18 protein-coding genes are annotated in these 18,045 nt (G+C 68.7%); 11 read left to right on the plus strand and 7 right to left on the minus strand.

Translation table 11 applies throughout. The features are described 5' to 3' along the window. The first annotated feature begins 107 nt into the window (after positions 1–107). The 6 genes from murB to lpxC all read left to right on the plus strand — a co-directional run bounded on the left by murB (position 108) and on the right by lpxC (position 7,047). Entirely contained in the window at positions 108–1,007 is a 900-nt protein-coding gene (gene murB, locus PSV00_RS02455) for a UDP-N-acetylmuramate dehydrogenase (protein WP_300444402.1), read from the plus strand. Between the two features lie 9 nt (positions 1,008–1,016). Further along, positions 1,017–1,955: a D-alanine--D-alanine ligase gene (locus PSV00_RS02460; RefSeq protein ID WP_300444405.1), complete on the plus strand. Its 939-nt coding sequence runs from the start codon at positions 1,017–1,019 to the stop codon at positions 1,953–1,955. Next, the gene (locus tag PSV00_RS02465) at positions 1,943–2,836 is read left to right on the plus strand and encodes a cell division protein FtsQ/DivIB (RefSeq protein ID WP_300444407.1); all 894 of its coding nucleotides are present in this window, start codon (positions 1,943–1,945) and stop codon (positions 2,834–2,836) included. The genes PSV00_RS02460 and PSV00_RS02465 overlap by 13 nt, the downstream gene beginning before the upstream one ends. Positions 2,837–2,857: 21 nt before the next feature. After that, complete coding sequence (gene ftsA, locus PSV00_RS02470) at positions 2,858–4,183, plus strand: cell division protein FtsA (RefSeq protein WP_300444409.1); 1,326 nt, start codon at positions 2,858–2,860, stop codon at positions 4,181–4,183. Between the two features lie 220 nt (positions 4,184–4,403). Continuing rightward, positions 4,404–5,951, plus strand: coding sequence for a cell division protein FtsZ (gene ftsZ / locus PSV00_RS02475; RefSeq protein ID WP_300444411.1), 1,548 nt, complete (start codon positions 4,404–4,406; stop codon positions 5,949–5,951). Positions 5,952–6,147: 196 nt separating this feature from the next. Next, complete coding sequence (gene lpxC / locus PSV00_RS02480) at positions 6,148–7,047, plus strand: UDP-3-O-acyl-N-acetylglucosamine deacetylase (RefSeq protein ID WP_300444454.1); 900 nt, start codon at positions 6,148–6,150, stop codon at positions 7,045–7,047. 4 nt (positions 7,048–7,051) lie between these two features. Here the strand turns inward: lpxC and PSV00_RS02485 are convergent, their stop codons facing one another. From PSV00_RS02485 to lgt, 3 genes are read right to left on the minus strand one after another with little or no spacing between them, the layout of a single operon-like run. Next, positions 7,052–7,825 carry a polyphenol oxidase family protein gene (locus PSV00_RS02485; protein ID WP_300444414.1) on the minus strand — a complete coding sequence of 258 codons (774 nt, stop codon included), beginning with the start codon at positions 7,823–7,825 and terminating at the stop codon, positions 7,052–7,054. A 17-nt stretch (positions 7,826–7,842) separates the two neighbouring features. Then, a complete protein-coding gene (locus PSV00_RS02490; protein ID WP_300444417.1) occupies positions 7,843–8,916 on the minus strand; it encodes an SAM-dependent methyltransferase in 1,074 nt (357 codons plus the stop codon). Further along, positions 8,916–9,824: a prolipoprotein diacylglyceryl transferase gene (gene lgt, locus PSV00_RS02495; RefSeq protein ID WP_300444421.1), complete on the minus strand. Its 909-nt coding sequence runs from the start codon at positions 9,822–9,824 to the stop codon at positions 8,916–8,918. The genes PSV00_RS02490 and lgt overlap by 1 nt, the downstream gene beginning before the upstream one ends. A 187-nt stretch (positions 9,825–10,011) precedes the next feature. On the opposite strand from lgt, the gene PSV00_RS02500 reads away from it, so the two are divergent. The 3 genes from PSV00_RS02500 (at position 10,012) to PSV00_RS02510 (ending at position 11,811) form a co-directional block, all read left to right on the plus strand. Next, positions 10,012–10,308: an accessory factor UbiK family protein gene (locus tag PSV00_RS02500; RefSeq protein ID WP_300444424.1), complete on the plus strand. Its 297-nt coding sequence runs from the start codon at positions 10,012–10,014 to the stop codon at positions 10,306–10,308. Between the two features lie 79 nt (positions 10,309–10,387). Beyond that, positions 10,388–10,891 (plus strand): YbjN domain-containing protein, encoded by a 504-nt coding sequence (locus PSV00_RS02505; protein WP_300444427.1) that lies wholly within the window; start codon positions 10,388–10,390, stop codon positions 10,889–10,891. A 101-nt stretch (positions 10,892–10,992) separates the two neighbouring features. Beyond that, a complete protein-coding gene (locus PSV00_RS02510) occupies positions 10,993–11,811 on the plus strand; it encodes a pyrroline-5-carboxylate reductase dimerization domain-containing protein (protein ID WP_300444430.1) in 819 nt (272 codons plus the stop codon). Here the strand turns inward: PSV00_RS02510 and PSV00_RS02515 are convergent. The 3 genes from PSV00_RS02515 to PSV00_RS02525 form a co-directional block, all read right to left on the minus strand. Beyond that, a complete protein-coding gene (locus PSV00_RS02515; RefSeq protein WP_300444432.1) occupies positions 11,797–12,288 on the minus strand; it encodes a hypothetical protein in 492 nt (163 codons plus the stop codon). The genes PSV00_RS02510 and PSV00_RS02515 overlap by 15 nt on opposite strands. An 81-nt stretch (positions 12,289–12,369) precedes the next feature. Then, positions 12,370–13,713 (minus strand): ATP-binding protein, encoded by a 1,344-nt coding sequence (locus PSV00_RS02520; protein WP_300444435.1) that lies wholly within the window; start codon positions 13,711–13,713, stop codon positions 12,370–12,372. A 4-nt stretch (positions 13,714–13,717) separates the two neighbouring features. Continuing rightward, the gene (locus PSV00_RS02525) at positions 13,718–14,455 is read right to left on the minus strand and encodes a response regulator transcription factor (protein WP_300444437.1); all 738 of its coding nucleotides are present in this window, start codon (positions 14,453–14,455) and stop codon (positions 13,718–13,720) included. A gap of 82 nt (positions 14,456–14,537) precedes the next feature. On the opposite strand from PSV00_RS02525, the gene PSV00_RS02530 reads away from it, so the two are divergent. Beyond that, positions 14,538–15,413: a branched-chain amino acid aminotransferase gene (locus tag PSV00_RS02530; RefSeq protein ID WP_300444439.1), complete on the plus strand. Its 876-nt coding sequence runs from the start codon at positions 14,538–14,540 to the stop codon at positions 15,411–15,413. Here PSV00_RS02530 and PSV00_RS02535 read toward each other — a convergent pair whose 3' ends face one another. Beyond that, positions 15,414–17,471 carry a TonB-dependent siderophore receptor gene (locus tag PSV00_RS02535; protein ID WP_300444442.1) on the minus strand — a complete coding sequence of 686 codons (2,058 nt, stop codon included), beginning with the start codon at positions 17,469–17,471 and terminating at the stop codon, positions 15,414–15,416. 204 nt (positions 17,472–17,675) lie between these two features. Between PSV00_RS02535 and PSV00_RS02540 the strand changes: the two genes are divergently transcribed. After that, a partial coding sequence (locus PSV00_RS02540; protein WP_300444444.1) for a Na+ dependent nucleoside transporter N-terminal domain-containing protein occupies positions 17,676–18,045 on the plus strand: 370 nt, incomplete at its 3' end.

Raw genomic sequence — 18,045 nt, forward strand, 5'->3', positions numbered from 1 at the left:
CGTTAGCCCCGGCTCCCCGGCCCGATTTAGCGCTCCTGAAATTGTCCCGGTTGGTGCGAATATTCAAACTTGGGTCCCCGCCTTCGCGGGGATGCACGGAAATTAAGATGGCCTGGCGCGACTCCCTCCCCCCCGTGCGCGGCAAACTCCTGCGCGACGAACCGCTGGGCCCCTTCACCTGGTTCCGCGTCGGCGGCGCGGCCGATGTGCTGTTCATCCCGGCCGATGCTGACGACCTGGCTGACTTCCTCAAGGCGCTGGAACCGGCCGTGCCGGTGACGGTGCTGGGCGTCGGCTCCAACGTCATCGTCCGCGACGGCGGGGTCGAGGGCGTGGTCATCCGCCTGGCCGGCCGTCCGTTCGCGGGCATCGTCACCGACGGTGACACCATCACCGCCGGTGCCGGGGCGCTGGACGCCATGGTGGCCAGGGCCTCGGCCAGGGCCGGGCTGGCGGGACTGGAATTCTATGCCGGTATCCCGGGCACCATCGGCGGGGCCCTGACCATGAATGCCGGCTGCTATGGCGCGGAGACGAAGGACATTCTGGTGTCGGCCCGCGGGCTGACGCGGGCAGGGCAGTGGGTCGACTATGCCCTGGCCGATTTCGGCTACACCTATCGCCATTCCGAAGCGCCGGCTGACATCATCTGGATCGAGGCCGTCTATCGCGGCTCGCCCGACGCGCCCGAGGCCGTGGCCGCCCGCATCGCCGAAATCACCGCCCGCCGTGAAACCACCCAGCCGATCCGCGAGAAAACCGGCGGCTCGACCTTCAAGAACCCGCCCGGCCATTCCTCATGGCGGCTGGTCGATGCGGCGGGCTGGCGCGGCAAACCTTTCGGTGGAGCGAAATTCAGTGAGCTACATTCCAACTTCATGATCAATTTCAACGACGCGACCGCCGCGGACATTGAAGGTCTGGGAAATGCGGTGCGCGAGGACGTTCAAAGTAAACTGAACGTAAACCTCGAATGGGAGATCAAGAGGATCGGCCGCCCCCTTTGAGTTGATCCCATGACCCGCCCGCTCGCAGATCTGCACGTCGCCGTCCTGCTGGGGGGACTGTCGTCCGAGCGTGAGGTCTCGCTGTCGTCGGGCAAGGGCTGCGCCGATGCGCTGGAGGCCCAGGGGGCCCGCGTCACCCGCGTCGACGCCGGTCGCGACCTGGCCCAGCTGCTGGCCGCGCTGAAACCCGACGTCGTCTTCAACGCCCTGCACGGCCACTATGGCGAGGACGGCTGCGCCCAGGGCGTGCTGGAAACCCTCGGCATCCCCTACACCCATTCCGGCGTGCTGGCCTCGGCCCTGGCCATGGACAAGTCGCGGTCCAAGGCGGTGCTGAAGGCCGCCGGGGTCGTCGTGCCCGGCGGTGGCCTGTTCGACCGGTTCGAGGTCGCCCGCCGCCACGTGATTCCGCCGCCCTATGTGATCAAGCCCAATGCCGAAGGCTCCTCGGTCGGGGTCCATGTGGTGATGGAGGGCGCGAACCGGCCGGTCGCCGACCTGGCCGAGGACAGCTGGACCTATGGCGAACAGGTGATGGTCGAGCCCTTCATCGCCGGCAAGGAACTGGCGGTCACGGTTCTCGGCGAGGCGACCGGCCCGCGCGCCCTGACCATCACCGACATCACCCCGACCAAGGGCTTCTACGACTATGAGGCCAAATACGCGCCGGGCGGCTCGATCCACGTCCTGCCCGCCGTCCTGCCGCCCCATGTGTTCGAGCGGGCCCTGCGCCAGTCGGAGCTGGCCCATACCGCCATGGGCTGTCGCGGCGTCACCCGATCCGACTTTCGTTATGATGATATTAAGGACGATCTCGTCTTTCTGGAGATCAATACCCAGCCCGGCATGACCCCGACCTCGCTCGTTCCCGAGCAGGCCGCCCATTGCGGGATGGATTACAAATCTTTGGTTCGGTGGATGGTGGAGGACGCCTCATGCCCGCGGTAGTTCGCGGCGGTCGGCGACAGAGTTCCAGTCAGGCTCCCAAGCGTGGTGCGCCCTCCGGCAAGGGAGGCAACCGGTCGCGTGGCGGTGCCCGGAATGCGTCACCGGTTCCCGGCAAGATGGCGGCCATCGGCCGTCTCGACCTGTCGCCCCGCGCCGTGGTGATCAGCATCGCCGCGGGCGTGCTGCTGCTGGCTGGCGTCCTGGCCACCGGGACCCGGGCCGAGCGGATCGGGGCCTCGGTCCACGGCGGCGTCGATACCGTCATGACCGGCATGGGGCTCAGCCTGCGCCGGGTCCACATCACCGGGGCCTCGGCCGAGGCCACCCCCGCGATCCAGCAGGCCCTTGGCGTCCAGGCCGGACAGCCGATCACCAGTCTCGACCTGGACCTGCTGCGTCAGCGGGTCGAGGCGGTCGGCTGGGTGCAGGAGGCGCGCGTGGTGCGCCTGCTGCCCGACACCTTGATCATCGAGGTGCGCGAGCACGACCGTCTCGCCGTCTGGCAGGCGGGCGGACAGGTCAAGGTTATCGACGGCCAGGGCCGGGTCATCGCCGGGGCCGATGCCGGCCGCTATCCGGGCCTGCCGCTGGTCGTCGGCAAGGGGGCCGATCTGGCCGCCGCCGAAATCCTGCCCCTGCTGGCCCAGCGCCCGCGCCTGATGAGCCGCGTCGACGCCCTGGTGCGGGTCGACGAACGCCGCTGGGACCTGCGTCTCAAGGACGGCAGTTTGATTCAACTGCCCGCGACCGACCAGGACGCGGCCCTGATCCAGCTCGATGCGCTGGACCAGCGCGAACGGCTGCTCGACCTCGGCTTCGCCCGGGTCGACCTGCGAACCCCGGACGAAGTCGCCGTCCGTCCTTCGGCCGGTGAAGTGTAAGCGTATGAAAGAGCGGAACTGATGGCCGGGCGTGCGGACAAGACTGTGGACAATGCCAAGGGCGCGGCGGGCCGTGCCCCGGTCGTGGCGGCGCTCGATCTGGGCCAGTCCAAGATCGCCTGTTTCATCATGAAGCCCGAGGGCGTGCGCCACGCCGACCGGACCATCCGGGTCGCCGGGGCCAGCCACGTCCAGTCGCGAGGGGTGAAGGGCGGGGCGATCATCAGTATGGACGACGCCGCCCAGGCCATCGGCCATGCGGTCGAACGGGCCGAACGCGCCGCCGGGGCCCCGGTCTCGGGCGTCGTCGTCACCACCGCCATCGGCCAGATGGCCAGCCACCGGGTCCAGGCCCGCGTCTCGCTGGGGGCGACGCCGGTCGGCGACGCCGATCTGGCCCGCGCCATCGGCATGGCCCTGGCCCAGGTGCGCCTGCCCAACCGCCGGCCGATCCACGTCCTGCCGATCGCCTGGTCGGTCGACGGCGCGCGCGGCGTCCATGACCCGCGCGCCATGCACGGTGGCTCGCTGGGCCTCGACCTGCTGGTCGTCTCCATGGCCGAAAGCGCCTTCTCCTCGCTCAGCCACTGCCTCGAACTGGCCCATCTGGACCTGCAGGGCGTGGTCGCCGCGCCGATGGTCTCGTCCCTGGCCGCGCTGGAAGATGACGAGATGGACCTCGGGGCCGTCTGCATCGACATGGGCGGCGGCTCGACCAGCGCCGCCGTCTGGGGCGGACGCTCGCTGCTGCATATCGAAAGCCTCAATGTCGGCGGCGACCATGTCACGGCCGACATCGCCCGCGGCCTGTCGACCTCGCGGGCCGGGGCCGAGCGGCTCAAGACCCTGCACGGCTCGGCCATGGCCTCGGCCAATGAGGACCGCGAAATGCTGGAGGCCCCGCCGCGCGGCGAGGATCCGTCGTCCGGTCCGGTGATCGTGCCCCGGGCCATGCTCAAGACTGTCATCGCCCCCCGTGTCGAGGAGACGCTGGAACTGCTGCGCGACCGCCTGCGCAATGCCGGGGTCGGGCTTGAGCCCGGCGCAGGCCTGGTCCTGACCGGCGGGGCCAGCCAGCTGAACGGCGTGCGGGAACTGGCCGTGCGGGTGTTCGACCGCCCGGTCCGCCTCGGCAAGCCGCAGCGCGCGCCCCACCTGGCCGACGCGGCCTCGGGCCCGGCCTTCTGTTCGGCTGCCGGTATCCTGCTGCGCGCCGCCTATGGACCGCGCGAGGCCGTCTCGGCCCGCAAGCTGATGTCGCGGCAGATCACCGCCGCCGACGCCCCCCGGGTGCATCAGGGCAATCTGGTCGCCCGCGCGGCCGGCTGGCTGCGCGAAAACCTCTGATTCCCGGCCTGTAGTCCGGCAAAAACGGTCGGCCCTGTTGAAAGATGGGTGATTTCTGCCGCGAAGGTTAACGAACCGGCTGTTCAACGGTCCGACTCACGCTAACCGGTAACCTTCCCTTAACGCTGTTGGGGCTTTCCTTAACACGTCCATAACCAATGCGAATCGGCGGGGACTTCGCATTGGATCTAAGGGGCTGGGTCGGAAGGTCGGAATCAAAATGTCTCTATCGCTGGTGCGTCCTGAAAATACGGAATTGAAGCCGCGGATCGTCGTGTTCGGCGTCGGCGGTGCAGGCGGCAATGCCGTCAACAACATGATCGACGCCGGCCTTGAAGGGGTCGAGTTCGTCGTCGCCAATACCGATGCCCAGCATCTGTCCTTCGCCAAGACCGACCGTCGCATCCAGCTGGGCGAGACCATCACCCAGGGCCTGGGGGCCGGCGCGCATCCCGAGGTCGGCATGAATGCCGCCGAGGAATCGGCCGAGGAAATTTTCGCCCATCTCGATGGCGCGCACATGGTCTTCATCACCGCCGGCATGGGTGGCGGCACAGGCACCGGGGCTGCCCCGGTCATCGCCAAATGCGCCCGTGACCGCGGCATCCTGACCGTCGGCGTCGTGACCAAGCCCTTCACCTTTGAAGGCCGTCACCGCATGCGTCTGGCCGATGCGGGCATCGCCGAGCTGCAGCGCTATGTCGACACCCTGATCGTCATTCCGAACCAGAACCTGTTCCGTGTCGCCAATGAGCGCACCACCTTTGCCGATGCCTTCGGCATGGCCGACCAGGTCCTGCACTCCGGCGTGCGTTCGATCACCGACCTGATGATCCTGCCGGGCCTGATCAACCTCGACTTCGCCGACGTCCGCGCCGTCATGTCCGAGATGGGCAAGGCGATGATGGGCACGGGCGAGGCCACGGGCGACGATCGCGCCCTGATGGCGGCCCAGAACGCCATCGCCAACCCGCTGCTGGACGAGACCTCCCTGAAGGGGGCCAAGGCCGTGCTGGTCAACATCACCGGCGGTCTGGACATGACCCTGCTGGAAGTCGACGAGGCCGCCAATGCCATCGCCGGCGAGGTGGACGGCGATGCCAACATCATCTTCGGCGCGGCCTTCGACCCGTCGCTGGACGGCAAGATCCGCGTCTCGGTCGTCGCCACCGGCATGGACGAGGCGGTGATCTCCAAGATCGAGCCCCAGGGCACCAATCTGCTGGACGGCCGCCGCAACGCCGCCCCGGTCCGGGCACCGGAGCCCGCCCGTGCGGAAGCGCCGCGCGCCGCGGAATCGGCCCCGGTCACCCCGACCTTCCAGCCGGCCGAACGGTCCTACGCCACGGCCCCCCGGGCCGATGTGCGTCCCGAGCCGGTGATCCACGTCGCCGAGGAGCGTGAGCTGCAGCCGATCGTCGACCCCTGGGTCGAGGAATATGAGGCGGCCCCGCGTCCCCGCACCGCCACGGCGGCCGAGGCCCAGGGCGACCTCTACAGCGAGCGTCCGGCCCCCGCGGCGCCGGCCCGTGAAGAGGCGGTCGCCGAGGACGCCTATGACGACCGGGATCATCGTCGCAGCGGCTGGAGCCTGTTCGGTCGTGGCAAACGCCCGGCCACCCCGCCGGTCTATGTGCCATCCTCGCCGTCGCGTGGCACCTCGCAGATGCGCACCACCACCTCGGCCCAGCCGGCTCCGGAGCCGGAAATCGGTCAGGCGGAAGACGATCTGGAGATTCCGTCCTTCCTGCGTCGCTTGGCCAACTAACTCACTGAACGAACTGCGATAATCAGCCGCCCCGGAGCCCCAGGCCCCGGGGCGGCTTCGCGTTCGGGGCGAGCGATCTTCCCAAAACGAAACAATCCGAAACCCGACTTTCCTTTCGGCCTTGCGGAGGGCTCGCTAGACGGTCTGCGATCAGAGTTCCGCGCAGAAGCAGCGGAACGTCAGAGCGAGTTTGAGTTTGTCGGTCCGCAACGACCATCACCAGAAGACGACCATCGCCCCTGCGATCATCGCGGGCGTGGGCGTTCACACCGGAAAGCGTGTGCGTCTGGCTGTGCGTCCGGCCCCGACCGGCACCGGCATCGTCTTCGTGCGCACCGACATCACCGACCGCGACAACCGTATCCCCGTTTCGGGCGAGGCCGTGGTCGATGCCCGCCTCAACACCATGATCGAGAACGCCGCCGGCGTGCGCCTGTCGACCATCGAACACCTGATGGCCGCCTTCTGCGCCCTGGGCGTGTCCAATGCCGTGGTCGAGGTTGATGGCCCCGAACTGCCGATCCTCGACGGCTCGGCCCTGCAATTCGTCCAGCTGCTGGACCGCGCCGGCTTCCGCCGCCAGGAAGCCCCGGTCCGCTATATCGAGATCCTCGAGCCGATCCGCGTCACAGACGGCGACAAGAGCGCCGCCCTGCTGCCGTGCGACCGCTATGAAATGCGGTTCGAGATCGACTTCCCGACCCCGGTGATCGGCAACCAGGTCGTCGATTTTGTCGTCGACGAACAGACCTTCCGCGACGAGATCATGGCCGCCCGCACCTTCGGCTTCGCCCATGAGGTCGAGGCCCTGCGCAAGGCCGGTCTGGCCCGCGGCGGCAGCCTCGAGAACGCCGTGGTCATCGACGGCGACGAGATCCTCAATCCCGGCGGCCTGCGCATGGAACGCGAGTTCGTGCGCCACAAGGCGCTGGACGCCATCGGCGACCTGTACGTGCTCGGCGCGCCCCTGCTGGGCCGCTACGAGGGCGTCAAGGCGGGCCACGCCATCAACAACCTGCTGGTCCGCGCCCTTCTGGCCAATCCGCAGGCCTGGCGCGAAGTCACCCGCGTGCCGCAACTGGCCCAGGTCGGCTAGAGGCTCACCCCAGCGCCACCGCGCTCATCAACCGCCCGAAATCCGGCTCACCGGCCAGATAGGCCCGACGGTTCGAATAGAAGCGCGCTTCATCCGTCCTCGTGTCGTCCCCGGTCCATGCCGCCGCGCCGATCCCGGCCTGTTCCAGCCGCCACAGCACGAAGCCGGGCAGGTCGAATTGACGGCGGTCAGCCACGACCCCTGGCGCGAAGAAGTGCTCGCAACCCGGATCGTGGTGGGTGAACCGGTCCATGAAGGTCGTGTCGACCTCATAGGAGGCCTGGGCGATACAGGGACCGACCACCGCCACGGTCCGTCCCGGCTCGGCCCCCAGCGCCTGCATGGCGGCGACGGCGCTGTGCACCACCCCGTCCAGGGCCCCCTTCCAGCCGGCATGAACCGCCGCGACCACCCCGGCCCCGGCGTCGGCCAGCAATATCGGGGCGCAGTCGGCGGTCAGGACGGCGCAGATCACGCCGGGCGTAGCGGTGGCCACGGCGTCGCCCTCGGGCCGCTCGCCCCGCCAGCCGGTCTCGGCCACCCGGGTGACGGCCGAATGGATCTGGTAGCAGGCGGCCAGGTCGTCCGGCGTCCCGCCCATCCAGGTCGCCGCGCGATCGCGGTTCTCGCGGACCGCGCCGGGGTCGTCGCCCGAACCGACCCCGGTGTTCAGCCCCTGGTACAGGCCGGTCGAGACCCCGCCTTCGCGGGTGAAAAAGGCGTGGCGCACCCCGGCTGCGGTCAGCAGCGGATGGGTGATCGGGTTCAGGGCGGTCATGGGGCGCTCCTCGATCGTCAGGCCTCGAACCCCGGGACGGTCAGGGTCCGGGGAGAAAAGATGGCGGCGGCCTTGAACAGGGTCCCCATCTGGTCGGACCCCGTCAACCGCTCCAGCTGACGCTGGATCACCGGGGCGGCGTCGGGCCGGGTGGTCATCAGCCGTTCGGCCCGGGCCTCGATGCCCAGCCGGCTGAGGAAGTCGCCCTGGTCGCGGCAGCCGGTCACATCGGCCCCGGCATGGACCGCGGCCTCCAGCACGGTGGGAAAGTCGGCCCACTGGGTCAGGTCGGCCTCGCCGGGCGTGGCCAGCGGGTCGATCTTCCTGTGGCGATGCAGGGCCTGCAGCGTATCGCCGGCCCCGGGTCGGGCCCGGCCATAGTCGATCAGCAGGGCCGCGCCCGAGGTGGTGCTGACCAGCCGGCCCAGATCGCGGCCGAAGGCGGCCTGCTGATCCGAAATCTCCAGCACCTGGCCGGGGCCCATCTCGAAATCCGGCCGTTTGAAGCCGCCGCTGATGGCCACCAGACCGAACAGCAGCTCGCCGTCGTCGCTGACGCCCACGCGTCGCTCGGCCCAGCCGTCCTCCGTCTTCACGAACTGGCGCGCCGGCATACAGTCCAGCACCTCATTGGCGATCAGGATCACCGGGGCGTCGGTCTCGATCCGCTCCAGCGACGTGACCCAGCGCGGATGGATGTCGCTGTCGGCCAGCATCCTGGCCTGCATCTCCCGCAGCGGGGCGCTGGGCTCGATCAGGATCAGGTCCACCGCCTGCAGGAAGTCGGGGGCCAGACGCGCCGCGCGCAGGGCGTCGGCCATCAGGGTGCCGTCGCCGGGCCCGACCTCGACCAGCCGCACCCGCTCGGGCGCGCCCAGCCGCTGCCAGGTCTCGACCGCCCACAGGCCGATCAGTTCGCCGAACATCTGGCTGACCAGGGGGGCGGTGATGAAGTCGCCGCGCGCGCCCAGGGCCGGCCGGGTCGCATAGTAGCCGTCCTGCGGATCATGCAGGCAGCGGCCGACATAGTCGGCGACCGTCATCGGTCCGGTCAGGGCGATCTCGCGCGCCAGCCGGTCCTTGAGCGCCATCAGGCGGCCGGGGGCTGGGTCGGGGCCGTGACCGGCGGGCGGCTCCACGCCCGGTAGATCAGCCAGACCCCGATCAGCATCATCGGCACCGACAGGATCATGCCCATGGTCAGGCCGAGCGGCAGCTGGTCGAGGCCGAAGTCCGGCTGGCGCACCGTCTCGAGCGAGGCGCGGATCAGGCCATAGCCCAGCAGGAACAGGCCGGTGACATAGCCGGGCTTGGCCAGCAGCCGGACCTTCCACACCGCGAAGGACAGGATGGCCAGCAGGACGATGCCCTCCAGCCCGGCCTCATACAGCTGGCTGGGATGGCGCACGACGTCGCCGGGGCCGGAGCCCATATATTCGCACGTCGCGCCATAGATGGCCCGGGCGTGATCGTTGCAGAAATTGACGCCCCACGGCACGTCGGTGGCCCGGCCCCACAGCTCGCCGTTGATGAAATTGGCGACCCGGCCGAAGGCGAGGCCGATCGGCACGACCGGGGCGATCAGGTCGCCGAGGCTGAGCATATTGATCCGGTTGCGGCGGGCGAAGGCGATCATGGCTACGGACACGCCGATCAGGCCGCCATGGAAGGACATGCCGCCGTCCCACAGACGGAACAGGGCCAGCCTCTGGCCCCAGTCCGCGCCGGTGAACAGGTCGCCATACAGCTCGGGGCGGTAGAACAGGGCATAGCCCAGCCGTCCGCCGAGAATGATGCCGAGCGTGATCCAGAGTACCAGGTCGTCCAGCTGCACCGCATCGACCGGCGGCCGGCCCGGGGCCCAGACGCTGGCGCTCTTGACCAGCCGCGCCGCATACCACCAGCCCAGGACGATGCCGGTGACATAGGCCAGGGCGTACCAGCGGATGTCCAGCGGGCCGATGCTGAACCAGATGGGATCGAACTCGGGAAAGGGCACGGGGACTCCTGCAATCGCCTGTCCCCGCCGTTTAGCAAGCGCCGCCGGGTCCGTCGCGGATTTTCAGTCGCCCCGTTTCCGCCCCACGGCCGGGCGATAAGCCGCAGCGACGTAAAGGATTCGTTCACCATAACCGGGGGACCATCCAGACACAGATGTCCGGCACGATCCGGACAGGAGACACCCCATGCAGACCCGCAACCCCATCCTCGACGAGTTCGCCAAGCTGACGACCGGCGCGATGGGACTGGCCCAGGCCGCCGGCGACGAGGCCAAGGCCGCCTTCCGCGCCCAGTCGGACCGGCTGGTCGCCGAGATGGATCTGGTCCGGCGCGACGAGTTCGATGCCCTGAAGGCCGAGATCGCCGCCCTGCGCGCCGAGATCGCCTCGCTCAGGACGGGAAAAGCCTCCGAATCCGGACAAAAGAAGCCTGGAAAGGGAACGTCCACAGCCTCGGTTCCCCCCAAGGACGCAGCCGGTTGAGCCGAATCTGCGAACACGCCTACCGTCAATTCATGGAGCGTGAGTCGCGCGACATGCCCGGAACGATTGGGACTGCCTGATGGACGCTGCGAGGCCCGAAGAGGTCGATGTCCCCTTTGATCCACTGGATGTGGTCGAACATGTGCTGACGGCAGAGAACCTGCCGTTTGATCGCACCGACGACGGCGACCTGGCCTTCGCCCTGGCCGGCGACTGGAAGGACTATGAGCTGTGGTTCGCCTGGCGGCCTGAAGGCGACTGCCTTCAACTGTGCTGCGCCCTGGACCTGCGGGTCACCAAGGGCCGGCGCAATGCCGCCTATGAGCTGATCGCCCTGGTCAACCAGCGCACCTGGCTGGGCCATTTCGAGGTCTGGGCCGAGGACGGCGAGATCGTCTTCCGCCATTCCCTGGCCCTGCCGCACGGTGAGCGTCCGACCCTGGCCCAGGCGGCCTCGATGATCGACGCCGCCGTCGAGGCGGCCGATCGCTACCACCCGGCCTTTGCCTTTATGATCAAGGGCAACAAGAAGCCGCAGGAAGCCATCGACGCCTGCCTGTTCGAGACCATCGGCACCGCCTGATCTCCCGACTGCGGGTGACATCGCCGGTCTGAAGCCATATGCCCTGCGCCTGAAGCGTCCTGACCGGTTGTCGGGACGCCGTCGATCCAGGAGCGCTCGCCGTGGCCAAAGCTGAAACCGAACATTCGTCCGCCCGTCCCGTGGTTCTGCTGGGCTGCGGACGGCTGGGCTCGGCCATCGCCGAGGGCTGGCTGGCGACCGGGGCGCTGGATCCGGCCGAACTGATCATCCTGACCCCGTCGGAAAAGCCGGTCGCCGAGGCCGCCCGCAAGCGCGGGGCCTGGATCAATCCGCCGCTGGAAGCCCTGGCCGACGCCCGGGTGCTGGTGGTCGCGGTCAAGCCGGCCAAATGGCGCGAGGCCGTCGCCCCGCTGATCGATATCCTGCCCGCCGACACCGTGATCGTCTCGGTCATGGCCGGGGTCCCGGGCGCGGCCCTGACCGAGGCCTTCGCCGGCCGGCCGGTCGTGCGGGTCATGCCGACCACCGCCGTGGCCCAGGGACGCGGTGTCGCGGCCCTGTCCTCGACCTCGGCCGTGGCGCTCAAGGCCGGGCGCGCGCTGTTTGCCCCGATGGCCACCGTGGTGGATCTCGATGACGAGGCGCGGATGAATGCGGCCACCGCCGTGGCCGGTTCGGGCCCCGCCTTCGTCTATGCCTTCGTCCAGGCGATGGCCGCCGCCGGTGAGGCCCAGGGTCTGGATCCGGTCGCGGCCGAGGCCCTGGCCCGGGGCGCGCTGCGCTCGGCCGGATCGGGGGCCGATACCGGTCGTCCGCTGGCCGACCTCGTGTCGCAGATCGCCGCGCCCGGCGGCACGACCCAGGCCGGACTCGACGCCATGGCCGCCGGCGTCGCCGCCCCGGCCACCGCGGCGATCAGGGCCGCCGCGGCCCGGGCCGAGGAACTATCGGGTCACTAGCCGACCGGCGACCAGATTGGCGGCCAGCCGGTCGAAGGCCCGTTCGGCGTCCTGCCAGGTGGTGAAGCCGTGCACATCGGCCAGGGTGGTCGAATACCAGTCATAGCGGACCGGCAGGTGCTGGCCGTCGGCGGTGATCACCTCGCCCTCGATGGTCGCGCCGCCGATGCTGACGCTGCGCTGGCCGTCGAGGCCGGGGCGGCTGGCCATCTGTTCGAAGGTCGGATGGTTCGGCTTGATGTCCACCAGCACCAGTTCGACCCGCGCCCCCTCCAGGGCTCCGGCCCGGGCCAGGGCGTCGCGGACGGTGACGGCCAGCCGGTCGGCCTCCCTCTGCACCTCGGGTTCGCCGAGGTCTTCCGCCTTCTGCTGCAGGTCGGGGCCGATGCTGACCCTGACCTCGGCCGGCTGGGCCTGGGCCGCCCCGGCAACGGCCAGGACGGCGGCGAGGGGGGCGAGGAAGGCAAGATTACGCATGGTCATCTCCGGGATTGGCCCTTTCCTGTTGAAGATGCGCCCGCGCCCCGGCCTTCGCCAGTGGGGTGCCGGAATTTGTGATCAGCCGGGCAGGCGGATCAGGGCGCGCAGTCCGCCCAGGTCGCTGCGCTCCAGGGTGATGTCGCCCCCGTGGCCGCGGGCCACGTCGCGGGCGATGGCCAGACCCAGGCCGACCCCCTTGCGATTCTGGTTGCGTGCGGGATCCAGCCGCGAGAACGGCCGGAAGGCCTCCTCATACATGTCCGGCGGAATGCCGGGACCGTCGTCCTCGATCACCACCTCCAGCCCGCCGGAGGGCAGGGGCCGGGCCGACAGCCGCACATGTTCGCCATGGGCGGCGGCATTGCCGGCCAGATTGTTCAGGGCGCGCTTGAAGGCCATGGGCCGGACGTGGGCGGTCAGGTCGTCGGCCACCACGACCTCGGCCTCGACCCCGGCGCGGCGGGCGTCCTCGGCGGCGGCATTGAGCATTTCGGCCACCATGACCGGCTGGGTCGCCTCGCCGGCCTCGCCCTGGGCGAAGGCGAGGTATTCGTCGATCATATGTTCCATCTCGTCGAGATCGCCCTTCATCGCCCCGGCGCGCTTGAACGGCGGGGCCAGGGCCAGCTCCAGCCGCAGACGTGTCAGGGGGGTACGCAGGTCATGGCTGACCGAGGCCAGCAGGGCGGTGCGCTGTTCGATATGGCGCTGGATCCGGTCGCGCATGGCCAGGAAGGCGACCGCGGCGGCACGGACCTCCCGCGCCCCATGCGGCTTGAACGGTACCGAGGTCTCGCCCCGGCCGAAGGCCTCGGCGGCGTCGGCCAGCCGTTCGATGGCCCGCACCTGGTTGCGAATGAACAGTATGGCCACAGACATCAGCAGCACAGTGGCGATGGTCAGCCACAGCACGAAGATCTGGGCCTGGGTGGCCACGGCCCGTTCGCGCGGGGCGATGATGCGCAGCACGCCGTCGGCCTGCTGCACCCGGATGTCGACATAGGCGGGATAGCGGGTGGTATTGTACCAGAACGGCTGGTCCAGCCGGGCCGACAGGGCCTGTTCCAGGGTGCGGTCGACCACGCCGATCGCGCCGCGTTCCTGTTCCTGCGGCAGGGTCGCCCCCTCCTGCAGCGCCACCGACAGCGACATGGCCCGCTGGGCCCGGTCGGCGATCACCGCCAGGTTTTCCGGCGTCGGCTCCTCGCTGTAGCTTTCGGCCGCCCAGGCGATGTCGCCGGCCAGGCCTTCGGACAGGCGGGCCGTCACCGTCTGCCAGTGGGCGTCGAAGAAGACCCAGGTCACCGCCATCTGCATGATCAGCACCGGCAGGACGATGATCAGCAGCGACCGTCCCCACAGCGAGGTCGGCAGCCGCCGCTTCAGGAACCGCGGCCACAACGCAGCGGGCAGGATGCGCATCGGCTCAGTCCGGGGCCAGCATATAGCCGACGCCGCGCACGGTCTGGAGATAGCGCGGGTTCTTGGGGTCGGCCTCCAGCTTGCGGCGCAGCCGGGTGACCTGGACGTCGACGGCCCGGCCGGTGATGTCGGCGGTGTCGGGCGACAGGCTGATGCGTTCGACCGGGGCGTGGGCGCTCAGGGCCAGGGTCTTCAGCAACTGGGCCTCGGCCTCGGTCAGGCGCAGCGGCGCGCCGTCCCGGGTCAGTTCCAGCCGCTCCATGTCGAACACCGCCGTGCCCAGCTTGATCTCGCGCGGCGACATCGGCTTGCCACCGGTCCGGCGCAGGATGGCCTCGATCCGCAGGGCCAGTTCGCGCGGGTCGAACGGCTTGGTCATATAGTCATCGGCCCCGCGCGACAGGCCCTCGATCCGGTCGTTGGCCTCGCCGCGCGCGGTCAGCAGCAGCACGGGCGTGCGCGAGGTCTCGGCCTTGCTGCGCACCCAGGTCGTCAGGTCCAGCCCGCTCTCGCCCGGCATCATGATGTCCAGCACCACCAGGTCGAACTCGATCAGTTCCATCAGCCGTCGCGCGGCCGCGGCATGGGCCGCGCCGGTGACGCGATAGCCGTCGCGGGCCAGATATTCCTTCAGCAGTTCGCGGATGCGGTCGTCGTCGTCGACGATCAGCAGATGGCGACCGACTCCGGCCCCGGCGACCGGACCCGAACGGCCGTTCGGACGTGATTCGCTCGCGCTCATGGCACGCCTCTGCGCATCCGGGCGTTGACCTCGGCGGCTACGGGCGCTCTAAACCGCACTTCTTCGCGGGAGACGTTATTCAATGGCCTTCGTTCCTTTCGACGATCGTGACGGCTGGATCTGGATGGACGGCGATTTTGTGCCCTGGCGGGAAGCGAAAACGCACGTTCTGACCCATGCCCTGCACTACGGCTCGTCGGTCTTCGAGGGTGAGCGTATGTACGGCGGTGAAATCTTCAAGCTGACCGAACACTCAGAACGCCTCCATCGTTCGGCGAACATGCTGGATTTCGACCTGCCCTACAGCGTGGCCGAGATCGACGCCGCCTGCAAGGAAACCTGTGCCCGTATGGGTCTGGACGACTGCTATGTGCGCCCGGTCGCCTATCGTGGCCCCGAGGCCGTCAGCGTCTCCGCCAGTCTCAACAAGACCCATGTGGCCATCGCTGTCTGGGAATGGCCCAGCTATTTCGATCCCGAGACCAAGGCGAAGGGTATTCGTCTGGAATGGGCCAAATGGCGCCGTCCCGACCCGCTGACCGCCCCCTCGGCCGCCAAGGCGGCGGGCCTGTACATGATCTGCACCATGTCCAAGACCGCAGCCGAGAAGCGCGGCTTCGCCGACGCCATGATGCTGGACTGGCGTGGCTATGTAGCCGAGGCCACCGGGGCCAATGTCTTCTTCGTCCAGGACGGTGTCCTGCATACCCCGCCGGTCGACGCCATCCTTGACGGCATCACCCGCCAGACCGTGATGCAGATGGCCGCCGCCAGGGGGATCGAGGTCGTGGTCCGCCACATCCGTCCCGAGGAGCTGGCCGATTTCACCGAATGCTTCCTGACCGGCACGGCCGCCGAGGTCACCCCGGTCAGCGAGATCGGCGAGTATAAATTCAAGCCCGCCGCCCTGTCGCTGGGCCTGATGGAAGACTACGGCCGGCTGGTGCGCCGCCTCTGATCAGAAGCGGGTGCTCAGGGTCAGCCGCGCGTTCAGCGGTGCCCCGGTCGAGATGTTGTTATTGTTGTGGGCGTCCGGGAAATAGGTCGCATCCAGCAGGTTCTCGACGTTCAGCTGCAGGTCGACGGCGTCGTTGACCCGGTAGAAGACGGCGGCGTCGACCCGGGTAAAGGCCGGTAGCCTTGTGGTGGCCGCCGTGGTGCGGATCGCCGCGTACTGGCCGGCCTGGTGGATGATGCCCAGACCGAAGCCCAGCCGGCGGCTGACGTCGTAGCGGTTCCACAGGCTGAACTGCTGTCGGGGTGTCTGGGCCAGACGGACCGAGTCATTGCCCTGCAGGCGGGCGTCCAGCCAGGCATAACCGCCACTGATCTGCCAGTTGGGCCGCACCTTGCCTGTCACCGCCAGTTCCAGTCCCTCGGTCCGCGTTTCGCCGACATTGATCGAGACGGTCGGATTCGACGGATCCGGCGTGGTCGCATTGGTCCGGTCCAGCCGGAAGAGGGCGGCGGTGACGTTGAGGTTGGGTCGAACGTCCCATTTCGCGCCGATTTCGTGATTGGTGAACGCCTCGGGCTCCAGGTTCTGCTGGGTCGTCGACAGCGTCAGGAACTGGTCGCCCGACCGCGGCAGGAACGACTGGCTGTAGCTGGCGTAGATCGAGACTTCGGCGCGCGGCTTGAAGATCAGTCCCAGGCGCGGCGAAACCTTGTCGTCCGCCCGGGCGAAGGGTCGGTCCGGGTTGGGTTGCAGATCGACGCCGGTGATGTCGAAGCGGTCGTAGCGCAGTCCGGCGACGATCTGGACGTGCTCTCCGAGGCTGATCTGGTCCTGGACATAGGCCGAGACCGATTCGACGTTCGAAACCGTGTTGCGGCTCAGCGCCGGGAAGGTCACCGTCGGGAAGACCGGGTTGGTCAGGTTCAGGGTCGAGCTGGACAGGACGCCGTTGCGGCGCTGGTTGGCCGAGTCCTGGTCGCCGTATTCGAGCCCGAACAGGAACTTGTGGCTCATGCCGGCCGCGGTCACGTCCCAGACCAGGTTGCTCTGGAGCAGCAGGTTCTGGCGCCGGGTCGGGTCAGTGTAGGCCGACAGCGGGACCGTGCCGGTCTGCGAACTGGCCGGGCCGCCGGCGAAGGCATTGGTGTAGACCTTGTCGTAGTCGCCATACAGGATCGTGGTCGAGACCTCGACATTGCTCGCCAGGGTGCCGTCGATCCGCAATTTGGCGATGTGCGCCTCTAGGGTCGTGCGGTTCACGCCCGGGACCCCGAAGAACTGGTCGCGATAGCCAGTCAGCGGCTTGCCGCCGAGCGACGGGACCCCGCGATCAACCACACGGTCGTCGTTGACGTATTCGTAGGACAGACCCGCGCGCCATCCGGAGCTAAGCTCAAGCGCGACATAGGGATTCACCGCGTACCGCTGGCCTTCGAAGAAGTCCCGGTGGTTGTCGAGGTTCTCGTAGACGGCGTTGATCCGGAGGGCCGCCGCGTCTCTGATCGGGGCGTTCACGTCCGCGGAAACGTCCCAGGCCCCGAGACTGTTGGCGCTCACCCGCCCCGAAGCGAAGGCCCCGCCGGCGCTCGGGGTCTTCTGCACCCGGTTGAGGATCCCGCCGCCGCCGCCGCGGCCGAAGATCAGCGCATAGGGGCCCTTCAACACCTCGACGCGCTCGACATTGTAGAGGCCACGGAAATACTGGGTGTCATCGCGCACCCCGTCGAGGAAGAAGTCGGCGGTGGTGTTCTGGCCGCGCAGCGTGACCTGGTCCCGGTTGCCCTCACCCTGGCCGACCGTGGTTCCCGGCACATAGTGCAGGACCTCGCCGAGGCTGTGCAGGGCCTGGTCGTCCAGTTGGGCACGCGTGATGACATTGATGCTCTGCGGCACGTTCAGCAGCGGGGTGTCGGTCTTGGTCGCGGTGACTGAATTCACCGCGACATAGCCGCGGCTCTGGCCCGTCACCAGAACGGGCTCCAGCTCCACGGCTTCCTGCGCCAGGGCAAGGGTCGGCAGGGCCAGAAGAATGGCGCTGGATGTCAGGAGGATACGCATGGGTCTGCCGGGTTGTTCTGGACGGGAGTGGCGGTGCGTAATGCGATGCATTATCATTAGCAAGAAATATTTCACCCGGGGTGGCGGTTGCCGCACCCTTGCGGGACAGGGCCTGCAAGGCCCCGGGCGCACCGTTCCGGCCCTGGCTCGCTTGCGCACCCGCAAGGTCTCCGGCAGCAAGGGAGCCTATTGGGGGAGTCGTCCATGTTCAGCCTTCTGAACCTGCAGAGCCTGTTCGGCCTGATCGTCATCATCGCCGCCTGCTGGGGCCTGTCCGAGAACAAGCGGGCCTTTCCCTGGAAGCTGGCCCTGGGGGCTGTGGCCGTCCAGGCGGGACTGGTGCTGGCCCTGTTCGCCATCCCGGGATCCCAGGGAGTCCTGGCCGCCGTGACCAGCGCCGTCGACGGCCTCAGCCTGGCCGCCGCCAAGGGCGCGCAGTTCGTGTTCGGCTATCTGGCCGGGGGCGACCAGCCCTATGTGGTCGGCAATCCGAACGCCCTGTTCACCTTCGCCTTCAACGTCCTGCCGCTGATCCTGGTGATCTCGGCCCTGTCGGCCCTGCTGTGGCACTGGA

The sequence above is a fragment of the Brevundimonas sp. genome, assembly GCF_029945885.1.
Lineage (GTDB): Bacteria > Pseudomonadota > Alphaproteobacteria > Caulobacterales > Caulobacteraceae > Brevundimonas.